The 11,324-nt window shown below is 67.9% G+C and carries 12 protein-coding genes and 2 pseudogenes; 9 read left to right on the top strand and 5 right to left on the bottom strand.

What is annotated here, in order from left to right:
* Positions 1-317: 317 nt before the first annotated feature.
* A pseudogene (locus VHL31_RS14995) lies at positions 318-1,198 on the bottom strand (MBL fold metallo-hydrolase).
* Between the two features lie 88 nt (positions 1,199-1,286).
* On the opposite strand from VHL31_RS14995, the gene VHL31_RS14990 reads away from it, so the two are divergent.
* From VHL31_RS14990 to VHL31_RS14965, 5 genes and pseudogenes are all read left to right on the top strand, one after another.
* Positions 1,287-1,607 (top strand): metalloregulator ArsR/SmtB family transcription factor, encoded by a 321-nt coding sequence (locus VHL31_RS14990; RefSeq protein WP_349262452.1) that lies wholly within the window; start codon positions 1,287-1,289, stop codon positions 1,605-1,607.
* 20 nt (positions 1,608-1,627) lie between these two features.
* Positions 1,628-2,162, top strand: a pseudogene (locus VHL31_RS26685) (rhodanese family protein).
* A gap of 18 nt (positions 2,163-2,180) precedes the next feature.
* Complete coding sequence (locus VHL31_RS14975) at positions 2,181-2,969, top strand: sulfite exporter TauE/SafE family protein (RefSeq protein WP_329662027.1); 789 nt, start codon at positions 2,181-2,183, stop codon at positions 2,967-2,969.
* Between the two features lie 76 nt (positions 2,970-3,045).
* Positions 3,046-3,930 carry an MBL fold metallo-hydrolase gene (locus VHL31_RS14970; RefSeq protein WP_329662026.1) on the top strand — a complete coding sequence of 295 codons (885 nt, stop codon included), beginning with the start codon at positions 3,046-3,048 and terminating at the stop codon, positions 3,928-3,930.
* 119 nt (positions 3,931-4,049) lie between these two features.
* Positions 4,050-4,523: a hypothetical protein gene (locus tag VHL31_RS14965; RefSeq protein WP_329662025.1), complete on the top strand. Its 474-nt coding sequence runs from the start codon at positions 4,050-4,052 to the stop codon at positions 4,521-4,523.
* A gap of 7 nt (positions 4,524-4,530) precedes the next feature.
* On the opposite strand, the gene VHL31_RS14960 is transcribed toward VHL31_RS14965, so the two are convergent.
* A complete protein-coding gene (locus VHL31_RS14960) occupies positions 4,531-4,713 on the bottom strand; it encodes a hypothetical protein (RefSeq protein ID WP_329662024.1) in 183 nt (60 codons plus the stop codon).
* 33 nt (positions 4,714-4,746) lie between these two features.
* Between VHL31_RS14960 and VHL31_RS14955 the strand changes: the two genes are divergently transcribed.
* Positions 4,747-5,262 (top strand): GNAT family acetyltransferase, encoded by a 516-nt coding sequence (locus tag VHL31_RS14955; protein ID WP_329662023.1) that lies wholly within the window; start codon positions 4,747-4,749, stop codon positions 5,260-5,262.
* 269 nt (positions 5,263-5,531) lie between these two features.
* Here VHL31_RS14955 and VHL31_RS14950 read toward each other — a convergent pair whose 3' ends face one another.
* Entirely contained in the window at positions 5,532-5,804 is a 273-nt protein-coding gene (locus tag VHL31_RS14950) for a DUF4242 domain-containing protein (protein ID WP_329662022.1), read from the bottom strand.
* Between the two features lie 109 nt (positions 5,805-5,913).
* Positions 5,914-6,120, bottom strand: a complete 207-nt coding sequence (locus VHL31_RS14945) for a hypothetical protein (protein WP_329662021.1) — start codon at positions 6,118-6,120, stop codon at positions 5,914-5,916.
* 259 nt (positions 6,121-6,379) lie between these two features.
* On the opposite strand from VHL31_RS14945, the gene VHL31_RS14940 reads away from it, so the two are divergent.
* Both VHL31_RS14940 and VHL31_RS14935 read left to right on the top strand, forming a co-directional pair.
* On the top strand, positions 6,380-7,669 hold the full coding sequence (locus tag VHL31_RS14940) for a sugar-transfer associated ATP-grasp domain-containing protein (protein WP_329662020.1): 1,290 nt from the start codon (positions 6,380-6,382) through the stop codon (positions 7,667-7,669).
* Between the two features lie 181 nt (positions 7,670-7,850).
* A complete protein-coding gene (locus VHL31_RS14935; protein ID WP_329662019.1) occupies positions 7,851-8,900 on the top strand; it encodes a sugar-transfer associated ATP-grasp domain-containing protein in 1,050 nt (349 codons plus the stop codon).
* Here VHL31_RS14935 and VHL31_RS14930 read toward each other — a convergent pair.
* Entirely contained in the window at positions 8,897-9,637 is a 741-nt protein-coding gene (locus tag VHL31_RS14930; RefSeq protein ID WP_329662018.1) for an ABC transporter ATP-binding protein, read from the bottom strand. The genes VHL31_RS14935 and VHL31_RS14930 overlap by 4 nt on opposite strands.
* Before the next feature lie 142 nt (positions 9,638-9,779).
* Here VHL31_RS14930 and VHL31_RS14925 point away from each other — a divergent pair, with 142 nt between their 5' ends.
* Positions 9,780-11,321 carry an alkaline phosphatase gene (locus VHL31_RS14925; protein ID WP_414653739.1) on the top strand — a complete coding sequence of 514 codons (1,542 nt, stop codon included), beginning with the start codon at positions 9,780-9,782 and terminating at the stop codon, positions 11,319-11,321.
* The last annotated feature ends 3 nt before the right edge of the window (positions 11,322-11,324 follow it).

The following is an 11,324-nucleotide window of genomic DNA, read 5'->3' as shown; positions in this document are numbered from 1 at the left end:
TCCTCCCGCCAGCGCCGGTAGTGGTCGGACTTGGCCATGCTGTCCACGCGCTTGATCCGGCCATCGGGCAAGGCGATCGTCGGGTAGCTGTTCTCGATGCCCGTCGCGATCATGAAGTGCGGGCGAACGAACTCCGGGCTGGCCGTCATCTCTTGCACTCGCTGTGAAGGCCAAACCTTGCGGCCTTGGCCCTGGGGCGGACGGTCTGGCAGGCCGGCCGGTCGCCGGCCTGCGTCCTTAAGGCTGGTGCGCGCGGGCGGCACGGCAATGGAGGAACAGCGATCCGTTCGATGGCAGGCAAGCCAGGCGCGGTACCGTCACCCGACGGCCGCTCCGCCCTTCGCCTTCACCGGGATCTTGAGATAGCGCACGCCATTGCTCTCCGCCTGCGGAAACCGCCCGGCGCGGATGTTTACCTGGATGGAGGGCAACAGCAGGAGAGGGGCCGCGAGCTTGGCATCGCGCCCGGTCCTAAAGCGCACGAACTCCTCTTCCGTCACGCCGTCCTTTACCTGCGGGTTCGAGGCGCGCTGCTCGGCTACATGCTCTGCCAGGCGTACTGGTCGCGGCCCGGCGCCTTGTAGTCATGGCACATCCACAGGCGCGTGGCTGGCGGCAGCGCCAGGAGGCGGCGGATCGAGCGATAGAGGGCGTGCGCGTCGCCGCCGGGGAAATCCGCCCGCGCCGTCCCGTAGTCGTGCATGAACAGCGTGTCGCCGACGAACACGTCGTCGCCGATCCGATAGGCGATGTCGGCGGGTGTGTGGCCGGGCACATGCATCACCTCCACCTCCAGCCGGCCCAGCGCAAACCGCTCCCCGTCCCGGAACAGCCGGTCGAAGTCGCCGCCGTCCGGCTTGAGGTCCTGCGCATCGAACACGGGGCGGAAGATCCGCTGCACGTCCTTGATATGCTCGCCGATGCCGATCAGGGCACCGGTCCTGGCCTTGATATAGGGGGCGGCGGTCAGGTGGTCGGCATGGGCGTGGGTTTCCAGCACCCAGCGGACCGTCACTCCCTCGTCCCTGGCCGCCTCGAGGATCGTGTCGGCCGAGCGGGTATCGGCCTCTCCCGACCGGTTGTCCCAGTCCAGCACCGGGTCCACGACCGCCCCTTCCCTCGTCGCCGGATCAGAGACCAGGTAGCTGACAGTGTTGGTGGGCTCGTCGAAGAAGGCCCGGATAATCGGATGTTCCATGTCGTCCTCCTTTGCCCCAGGCGCGGGGCTTGAAACTTATATAAGTGTCACCTTATTAAGCACAAGCTAATGAAAGGCGTACAGGACGATGGCGATGACGGCGCCGGACATGGCGGGCCTGCAGGAGAAGGCGGCGGAAGCCGCGCGGATGCTGCGGCTGCTCGCGAACGAGAACCGGCTGCTGCTGCTCTGCCACTTGGCCGGTGCGGGCGAGATGACGGTGGGTGCCTTGGCCGAGACGATCGGCCTGTCGCAGCCGGCCCTTTCCCAGCACCTGGCCAAGCTGCGCGAGGACGGGCTGGTGGAAACGCGCAAGGAGTCCCAGGCGGTGTTCTACCGCCTGGCCGATCCCAAGGCGGCCCGCCTGCTGGAGGTCCTGCGCGATCTGTACTGTCCGCCGGAAGACTGACGGAAGGAAGGACACCGAAGATGCTGACTTCGATCAAGCCGCAGGACGCCGCACGGCTCCTGCGCGAGGGCGCCCTCCTGGTCGACGTGCGCGAGCCTGACGAGTATGCCCGCGAGCGCATCCCGGCAGCGCGCAACCTGCCGCTCTCGGGGCTGGAAACGGCCAAGCTCGCCTTGCAGCCGGACCAGCCGGTCCTGTTCCACTGCCGCAGCGGCAGCCGCACCGCCGGCCATGCCGCACGGCTCGAAGGCAAGGCCGGGGGGTTATCGGGCCTATGTCGTCGAGGGCGGGCTCGAGGCCTGGAAGCGCGCCGGCCTGCCCGTCGAGCAGGACCGCCGCCAGCCGATCGAGGTGATGCGCCAGGTGCAGATCGCCGCTGGCTCTCTCGTCCTGCTGGGCGCGCTCGTCACCCCCTGGTTCTACGCGCTTGCCGGCTTCGTCGGCGCCGGCCTCGTGTTCGCGGGCGTGACCGGAACCTGCGGGATGGCCAGCCTCCTGCGCCACATGCCCTGGAACCGGCCGGCCGCGACCCCCGGCACCCCGGCTGCGGCCTGAGCACAGGGATCACCGGCCATGCTGGGCCTTTCCTTGCTGCAAGGGCTGCTGGGCGGCGCCTCCGGCTCGCTCGTCGGCTTCACCCTTGGCCTGGTCGGCGGTGGCGGCTCCATCCTGGCGGTGCCGCTGCTGGTCTACCTGGTGGGCGTGTCGAACCCGCATCTCGCCATCGGCACCAGCGCCGTCGCTGTCACTGCGAATGCCGTGGCGAGCCTTGCCGGCCATGCCCGGGCCGGCAATGTCCGCTGGCCCTGCGCCCTGGTGTTCGCCACGGCGGGCGTGGCGGGCGCCCTTGTCGGCTCGGCGCTGGGTCGGCGCGTGGACGGCGACGCGCTGCTTGCCGCGTTCGCCGTGCTGATGGTCGTCGTGGCCGTGCTGATGCTGCGCCGGCGCGACCCCGCCCAGGATCGCCGGGTGCGGCTGAACCGCGGCAACGCGCCGGCCCTGCTCGGCACTGGCCTCGCGGCCGGGGCGCTGTCCGGTTTCTTCGGCATCGGCGGCGGCTTCCTGGTCGTGCCGGGTCTGATCCTGGCGACCGGCATGCCGATGCTCCAGGCGGTCGGCACCTCGCTGGTCGCGGTTACCGCCTTCGGCCTGGCCACCGCCGGCAGCTATGCCGCGTCCGGCTTGGTCGACTGGCCGCTGGCCGCGGTGTTCGTCGGCGGCGGCATCCTCGGCAGCCTGGCCGGCGCCCGCCTGGCCGGCGGCCTGGCAGCAAGGCGCGGCGCGCTCACCAGGGTCTTCGCCGGCCTGATCATCCTGGTGGCCGCCTACATGTTCGCCCGCAGTCTGGGCCTGATCGGCTGAAACCCCAAACGCACGCGGCCTCGCCGTGACGACGACCGACCGCCTTGGAACTTCATCGTCGAGAAAGGAGAGCGGCATGTCCGAACGATACCAGCCCGAAGTGACCGGCTTTTTTCACGAGGAAACCAACAGCGTCGCCTATGTGTGCGCCGACCCCGATACCCGGCGCTGCGCCGTCATCGATCCCGTGCTCGATCTCGACCGCAACGCGCGGGCGACCCACACCGAGTTCGCCGACCGCCTGCTGGGCTTCATCCGAGAACGCGGCCTTGCCGTCGACTGGATCCTCGACACCCATCCGCATGCCGACCACTTCTCCGCCGCCTTCCATCTCAAGGAGAAGCTGGCAGCGCCGACAGCCATCGGAAGCCGTGTCGTCGTCGTCCAGCGGATCTGGAAGGAAATCTACAATCTCCCTGACTTCCCGGCGGACGGGTCGCAATGGGACCGCCTGTTCGACGACGGCGATCGCTTCCGCATTGGCGGGATGGAGGCGGAGGTGCTGTTCACGCCGGGCCATACCGCGGCGTCGATCGCCTACCGCGTCGGCGACGCGGCCTTCGTGCACGACACGCTGTTCATGCCTGACGCCGGAACGGCCAGGGCGGACTTCCCCGGCGGCGACGCACGCACGCAGTGGCGCTCCATCCGCCGGCTGCTGGATCTCCCGCCCCGGACGCGGATCTTCACCGGCCACGACTACATGCCGGGAGGCCGCGAGCCGCGCTGGGAATCGACCGTCGCCGAGCAGCGCGCGCACAACATCCACGTCCGTGACGGCGTCACGGAGGAAGAGTTCGTGCGGATGCGCGAGGAACGCGACGCCACGCTGCCGCTGCCGGGGCTCATGATGGATGCGCTGCAGGTGAACATGCGGGGCGGGCGGCTGCCCGAGCCGGAGCCGAACGGCACCTCCTACCTCAAGATCCCCCTCAATCGCTTCCCGCCGCGCCGGAAGTAATCCCCTGTAAAACGACCTGGGGCTTCGAGAGGAGTGGTGCCCCTGACCTTGAATCCCTCATTCGTCGCCAAGTCCGACCGTTCCCCCGACAGCGCGGGCAACCTGAAAGGAGAAACTCCATGTCTAACCTGCCCCCGACGACGTCACGCGTGGCCTTGCACAGCAGCGAGGCCATCAGCCGGGACCATCGCGCCAGGATCGAGGCGCGTGCCCGCTACTTCGCAAGGCGACCGGACCTCATCGACCAGCGCCTGCGGGAGCTCGACCATGAATGGGATATCGAGCGCACGCTGGAGGCCAATGCCGCCACCATCACCCTTGCCAGCCTGGTGCTCGGCGCGACCCGCGATCGCCGCTGGCTGTACCTGAGTGGCGGCGTCGCCGCCTTCTTGCTGCAGCACGCGCTCCAGGGATGGTGCCCGCCCGTACCCGTGTTCCGTCGGCTCGGTGTGCGCACCATGCAGGAGATCAATGCGGAGCGAACGGCGCTGAAAGCGCTGCGGGGTGACTTTCGCGGCTCCATGGATGATCCCCTGGCAGGACAGGATCCCGATGCGCGTGCCACCGCCGCCCTGGAAGGCGCATGGCGGTGAGGCAGACTCAGACGCCTGCGCGGAAGAACCTGGTGAACAGGGCGATGTCGCCGTCGGCACGATCCAACTCGCATGGACGATCCTGCACGCTCAGGCGAGGCGAGGGCGGTCCCGCCGGCAGGCCCCGGATCCTGTAGCTGCCGGGCTTCTCGACCTCCTCGCGCCTGCGCCGGGATCGCCATTCGACCACCTGGATTCCTGCACTGCCCCTCGTCGCGCTACCGTGGCGACGCCTACGATCCGCCTCGGGCAGCCATCTGGTTGGAAGCCGGGAATGACAAAGCACGAACAAGACGACGCCGCAGCGCCGCGCTTGCTCATCCGCAGCGCCACCGAGGCGGATGAAGCGCACGTCTCAGCCTTGTGGCGAGCCAGCAACCTGGTGACCAGCTACAATGATCCATCGCGGGACTTCCATTTCGCCCGGGCCAAAGAAGGTTCGGACGTTCTGGTCGGGGTCGACGTGGACCATGCCATTGTCGGCAGCGTCATGGTGGGCCACGACGGACATCGCGGCTGGATCTACTATCTTGCCTCCGCTCCGACCCACCGCAATCAGGGCATTGGCCGATCGATGGTCGAGGCTGCGGAGCAATGGCTGAGGAACAAAGGCGTGGCCAAGGTCATGCTGCTGGTGCGCGAGACGAACACCCAGGTGGTCGAGTTCTACACACACCTCGGCTTTGAACCCGCACCTCGCGTCGTCATGCAGAAGTGGCTGGAGGAAGGCGATGACTAGCGGATCGGGCTGGGACCCCCATGCCTTCAATCTGTCGAGGCTCGCCGTGGACAGACCATTCAAGAAGGCGGGAAGACGGCTCGAACGTCCGCCATCGCGCAGGAAATGCCAGGCTTGAGCCTGCGCCCGGCCAGGCCTCCGAAGAGGCCTTCGACGGGAGGCCGACATCGGCGCCACGTAGAACATCCATCGCTGCAAACCGCGTCGACGTGCCATGCCGCTCATGGGCTGCTTGACGGTCGTCGTCCCGCCGCCGGCCTCCCTTCAGGTCACTCCGCCGTCATCGGACTGATCACGGTGCGGATCGCGGCGACCTGGTCCGCGGGGAAGCCTGCCTGCTGGGCGTGGTCGCGGATGAGCTGCGGGTCGGGCGCCCGGTAGATGCAGTAGATCTTGTCGTCGGTGACGTAGCTCTGCACCCACTGGATATCGGGGCCCAGGTCGCGCAGCACGGCGCACGAGGTCTGCGAGGCGGCCTTGAGCTCGGCCGGCGAGAGCTTGCCAGCACCGGGCATGGTCCGCTCGATCACGAATTCGGGCATGATGGCTTCCTCCTGATCGGCCGCGCACGGATCGTGCGGGCTCCATCAGGCAAGATGGCTCAAACGGACCGGCAACGCGAGTCAGTCGATCACTGACAAACGGCGCGTTTTAGTCCTCCTGATCGCCGCCCCGCCGGTCCTGCGCGCGCAGCCGCTTCTCCGTTTCCACCTCGAGCCCGATCTCCACCAGCCGGCGGATGGCCTCCGGCCGGGTCGGCAGGTCGGCCTGCCGCCGGCGCCATTGGGTGAGTGCCCGGTCCATGGCCGGCGTCAGTCCGACCTCGAGCTTGATCGCGAACTTCGTGGGCTTTTCCATGGCTGCGATATGCGAGCCGCGCCGCAGGCCGTCAACGGCGCCCCGCTGCCCGCAACGGTGGCGGCCGTCGGCCGGTGATCATGCCGGGGCGGCGTTTCCGCCTGGGCGGGCCCTTCTCGCTCGCCCGCGCCGGTGCCTGAAGCGGCCGCGGCACCTCCCATGTCCGCCTCCGTTCCTTATCGGCCCCAGTACCGTCGCCGGCCCTTGCGCCAGCGCCGGAACGCCGGCTTGCCCGGATGCAAGGAAGAGAAGGCAAGGGATGGCGAGCGACGGATTTCTCCGCAAGGTCGGCAAGGCCATCCACGGCCTGTCGGTGAAGCCCTTCAAACTTGGAGCTGAGGCCGGGTCGCTGGCCATCGCGGCGGCGAGGGCTGGCGCTGGGCCCGCGCGGCCTCCAGTGGTGCAGCCTGGGGGCGAGACCAAGGCCGCCGCAGCGGATCGAGCCGCTGCCGGCAAGCCCAAGCCGACAATCGACCTGGCCGAGGCGCTTCGTGAAGCTGCGGCGATCTCGGGCAAGCCCGTCGGCCGGATGCTGCGGGAGATCGTGGCGCTCAGGCGCGGGCCCGGCAGGCTCACCGCGCAGGAGTATTTCTACTACCGCCTCTACGACGACCGGCATACCGACGCCGAGCGCCAGGCCTTTCGCGGCCACGCTGCCCAGACGCGGATCTATGAGCGCACCAGCCCGCGCCGCTGGTGGCTGCTCGCCCACGACAAGCTGCTCTTCCACGCGGTCGCGCAGGGGCTCGGCTATCCGACTCCCGAGATCCTGGCCGTCTACCCTCCCGCCCGGGCCTTCGGACGCGTGCCCAGCCCGCGCGATGCTGCCGAGCTGGCGGATCTGCTGCGCGGTGGCATGCGCTATCCCTGCTTTGCCAAGCCCGTGCGCGGCATGTTCAGCCATGGCGCCCACGCCATCATGGCCTTCGACCAGGCGAGCGACGCGCTGCGCTTTTGGAACGGATCGACCATGGACCTGGCCACCTTCTCCAGCTCGCTCGATCCCCGGACCGACGGGGGATATGTCTTCCAGGCGTTGCAGGCACCGCATCCCGCCATCGCCGCCGTCTGCGGTCCGCGGCTGGCGACGGTCCGGCTGGTCGTCGCCCTTCGGCCGTCGGGGCCGATGGTGCTCCGGGCCCTGTGGAAGGTGCCTGCCGGTGCGAACATCGCCGATAATTTCTGGCGCCCGGGCAATATCCTGTGCGCGCTGGACCCGCAGACCGGCAGAGTGCTCCGGGCCGTGCGCGGCTATGGGTTGGCGCTGGAGGAGCCCGAGCTGCACCCGGACAGTGGCGCCCGGCTCCTCGGCTTCACGCTGCCGGGCTGGCATGAACTCGTGGCACTCACCCTCGACGCGGCGCGCTCCTTCGCCCCGTTGCGGTTCCAGGCCTGGGACGTGGCGATGTGCCCGGACGGTCCGTTGCTGGTCGAGCTCAATGTCGGGGGCGACTTCGACCTCCCGCAGCTCGCCACGGACCGGGGCATCATGGACAAGGAATTCGCCGCGTTCCTGGCGGAATGCGACCGCGACGCCGTTCCGATCTAGGCCCGCTGGGTCCGGCCGACGCCGGCCGATCATCGGGGGAAGCCGACGGTTCGCGTTCTCCGGGAACCACCCTTGGGCGAACAGTCTGTTTGTCCAAAACGCGGCTGACGAGGACGTTGCGGGTAGAGCCGGAACAGTCCGAGAACCGCTGCCGACAAGGGGCCAAAAGACAATGCCTAACATGGCAAAGGTAGCGATGCGCTTGGGCGAGGTCCGCCAGGTTCTGGGCGATCCTCAACGCAAGCCCTTGATCCGGATGATCCGCGAGGCTGGCGACATGGCAAGGAGCAGCGGCAAGTTCCCATGGCGCTATTTCCACTCCTTCGCCTATCGCAAGGATGCGGGGCCGCACACCGAGTACCTTTATGGGGATCAGATCACGTCGCTGGTCGACCGGCTGAAGGCGAGCGACGAGCATGGGCTGCTCGAGGACAAGCTGCGCTTCGAGGCATGGTTTCGCAGCAGGAATTTCCCGCTCGCGCGCCAGTTCGCGCACAACGAGGGCAGGACGTTCTGGGTCGACGGAGCGGAACGGCAGGTTGACGACCTTGCCGCGTTCAAGGCCCTGGTGGAGGAACTGCGCGCGCGGTCCAGCCATGGCAGCATCTTCGTCAAGCCGGTGGGCGGGATGCAGGGAGACGGGTGCCGGCGCATCGACAGGGCGGATGCCGATCTGGCCGAGCTGTATGAGGATACCCGTGCGCGGCCTTTCCTGTTTCAGGAGACCCTGGTCCAGCACCCGGCCCTCGCCGCCATCTACCCCGGCAGCATCAACACGATCCGACTGCTCACCTGCCGTGCGCCGGGCCAGCCGCCGGCTGTGATCGCCGCGATCCTGCGCCTGGGGATGGGCCGGAGCATCGTGGACAATGCGAGCCAGGGCGGCATTGCCGTCGGCATCGATCTGGAGACCGGCCGGCTGCTGCGGCTGGCTCGGCAGTTCTTCGAGTATGGCGGCAAGGTCTGTGCCGCGCACCCCGACACGGGCTTCCGGTTCGAGGGGTTCGAGGTGCCACATCTTCAGATGGCCGTGAGCGTTGCCCAGCAGGCGGCGGCGGACCTCTCGCACCCGCTGATCGGCTGGGACCTGGCCGTGACCGGCCCAGGGGTCGTGCTGATGGAGGGCAATGCGGTGCCCCATTTGGTGCTGACCGAGGTGGCACTGGGCCGCGGCCTGATGACCCATCCACCGTTCCGGCAGCTCTACCAAGGAATGGGTCTGCCCTCCTAAAAGCCGAACAGCTCGTTCAGGTGGCCAGGGCTGGTGCGGCTATGGCCCCCCTGGTCGAGATGTCCAGCCGCCAGCAGTATGCAGCGGCTGGCGGCGTCTACCAGCCGAACGTCATGCGTGATCATGATGAGCGTGCGCCCGGCTACGCGGCTCGTGTCGGTCAGCAGCTCGATCACCTGCGCGCCGCTCCGCTCGTCGAGCGACGCTGTCGGTTCGTCGGCGACGAGAATCGGCGGGTCGTGCAGCAAGGCCCTGGCGATCGCCACGCGTTGCTGCTCGCCCCGCGACAGCATGGCAGCGTCGGGCCGTGCCGTCGGCACCTTCATCTGCTCCAGCAGCTCCTTTGCCCGCGCCACCTGCCCGCTGCTCGGCCGAAGGGCGTCGAAGTAGCAGGGCGCCAGGACGTTCGCGAGCGGGGTGAGGCCGGGCACCAGGTGGAAGTTCTGGAATACCAGGCCCAGATGGCGCCGCCGCCAGCCGTCCCGGGCGCTCTCGCTGAGCTTGGCCAGGTCGACGCCGCCCCAGCGGATCTCGCCGCGGTCGATCGTCTGGATGCCGGTCAGCGCATAGGCCAGCGTGGTCTTGCCCGAGCCCGACGGCCCGGTGACCGCCACCTGCGATCCAGCCTCGATGTCCAGCGCCTCGATGTCGAGCACGGGCGCTCCGGCCGAGGCGAAGGCCACCCGTAGGTTGCGCAACTGAAGCTGGTTCACCGGGATGCTGTTCGTAGGGCTCATGCACGGATCCTGCTCTTGCCGGGCAGCACCGCATTTACCGGTGATCCGAAGCAAACGGGGTAGTCAGGCTGTCATCAGACTGTCACATTCGCTCGTCGTGGTCACGTGGCCAACCCAGAAGCAACAGAACAGGGAGCGTAGAATGATCGCTCGGGTCAGGATCTCACGATTGGTGGCGACGACTTGCCTCGTCTGCACCGCTGCCGGTTCGGCGCTGGCGCAGGATGCCAGACTGGTGCAAGGCGACGATCCCTACTTCAAGCAGGCACAGGGTCAGCTTCAACAGGTACTTACCCAGCAGAACAACACCAATCGCGCCAAGAACGTGATCCTGGTGGTCGGCGACGGCTTGGGCTTCTCCACGGTCACGGCGGCCCGGATCTTCGAGGGCCAGCAGCGCGGGGTCGATGGCGAATCGAACGTTCTGTCCTGGGAGGCCTTTCCGCACTTGGCCGCCGCCAAGACCTATTCGGCGGATGCGCAGATCACCGATTCGGCACCCAGCGCGGTCGCCATGACGGCCGGGGTGAAGACCATCAACGACGTGATGGGGCTGGACCACACCGCGAAGCTCGACAGCTGCGAAGACCAGAAGTCCAAGACCGTGACGACGTTGTGGGAGATGGCCGAGACCATCGGCATGTCCACGGGCGCCGTGACGACCGCGACGATCACCCATGCGACGCCTGGCGCCACCTACGCCCATATCGCCAACCGGGACTGGGAGTCGGATGCCGCGATGACGCCGGAGGCCATCGCGCAGGGATGCGCGGACATCGCCCGGCAACTGGTCGAGATGAAGTTCGGCGACGGGCTCGAGGTGGCGCTCGGCGGCGGGCGGGCCAACTTCCTGCCGACGACCGCGGCCGACCCGGAGGATGAAGGCAAGAAGGGCAAGCGCAAGGACGGCAAGGACCTGACCCAGGCATGGCTGTCCCGCTACGGCAACAGCGGCGCCTTCGTCTGGAACAAGGAACAGTTCGACAAGCTCGACCCGGACAATGTCGATCACGTGCTGGGTCTCTTCGAGATGTCGCACATGGAGTACGACTACGATCGTCCCAAGGACAAGGCGGGCGAGCCGTCGCTGGCCGAGATGACCGACAAGGCGATCGACATGCTGTCGAAGAACCCGGAGGGCTACGTGCTGCTCGTCGAGGGCGGGCGCGTGGACCATGGCAGCCACGCCGGCAATGCGTACCGCACCATGACCGACGCCGTGGCGCTGAACGAGGCCGTCAAGACGATCATGCGCAAGGTCGACCTGAACGAGACCCTGGTGGTCGTCACCGGCGACCACAGCCATACGCTGACCATCGCGGGCTATGCCAAGCGCGGCAACCCGATCCTCGGCGTCTCGGTCGGCGTCGATAACGAGCCGATCCTGGGCATGGACGGCAAGCCCTACACCACCGTCTCCTTCGCCAATGGCCCCGGCGGCCAGAAGGGCGGCCAGGAGCGGCGCATGCTGACCATGGAGGAGGCGACCGATCCGGACTTCATCCAGCAGACGCTGGTGCCCATGCAGAGCGAGACGCATGGCGGCGAGGATCTCGGCATCTACGCGATCGGCCCGTGGTCGCATTTGTTCCAGGGCACGGTGGAAGAGAACTACACCTTCCATGTCATGGACTTCGCCTCGAAGATCAGCGAGCGCGCCAGCCAGCGCGCGGATGCACCGTAGGAG

It is taken from the genome of Geminicoccus sp. (genome assembly GCF_036263595.1).
Lineage (GTDB): Bacteria > Pseudomonadota > Alphaproteobacteria > Geminicoccales > Geminicoccaceae > Geminicoccus.
This window is presented reverse-complemented; position numbering and strand designations above follow the sequence as displayed.

Excerpts from the sequence above, each read along its gene's own strand:
- VHL31_RS14990 (WP_349262452.1), top strand. The coding sequence starts at position 1,287 with ATGGCGATGACGGCGCCGGACATGGCGGGCCTGCAGGAGAAGGCGGCG.
- VHL31_RS14975 (WP_329662027.1), top strand. The coding sequence starts at position 2,181 with ATGCTGGGCCTTTCCTTGCTGCAAGGGCTGCTGGGCGGCGCCTCCGGC.
- VHL31_RS14970 (WP_329662026.1), top strand. The coding sequence starts at position 3,046 with ATGTCCGAACGATACCAGCCCGAAGTGACCGGCTTTTTTCACGAGGAA.
- VHL31_RS14965 (WP_329662025.1), top strand. The coding sequence starts at position 4,050 with ATGTCTAACCTGCCCCCGACGACGTCACGCGTGGCCTTGCACAGCAGC.
- VHL31_RS14950 (WP_329662022.1), bottom strand. The coding sequence starts at position 5,804 with ATGCCCGAATTCGTGATCGAGCGGACCATGCCCGGTGCTGGCAAGCTC.
- VHL31_RS14945 (WP_329662021.1), bottom strand. The coding sequence starts at position 6,120 with ATGGAAAAGCCCACGAAGTTCGCGATCAAGCTCGAGGTCGGACTGACG.
- VHL31_RS14940 (WP_329662020.1), top strand. The coding sequence starts at position 6,380 with ATGGCGAGCGACGGATTTCTCCGCAAGGTCGGCAAGGCCATCCACGGC.
- VHL31_RS14935 (WP_329662019.1), top strand. The coding sequence starts at position 7,851 with ATGGCAAAGGTAGCGATGCGCTTGGGCGAGGTCCGCCAGGTTCTGGGC.
- VHL31_RS14930 (WP_329662018.1), bottom strand. The coding sequence starts at position 9,637 with ATGAGCCCTACGAACAGCATCCCGGTGAACCAGCTTCAGTTGCGCAAC.
- VHL31_RS14925 (WP_414653739.1), top strand. The coding sequence starts at position 9,780 with ATGATCGCTCGGGTCAGGATCTCACGATTGGTGGCGACGACTTGCCTC.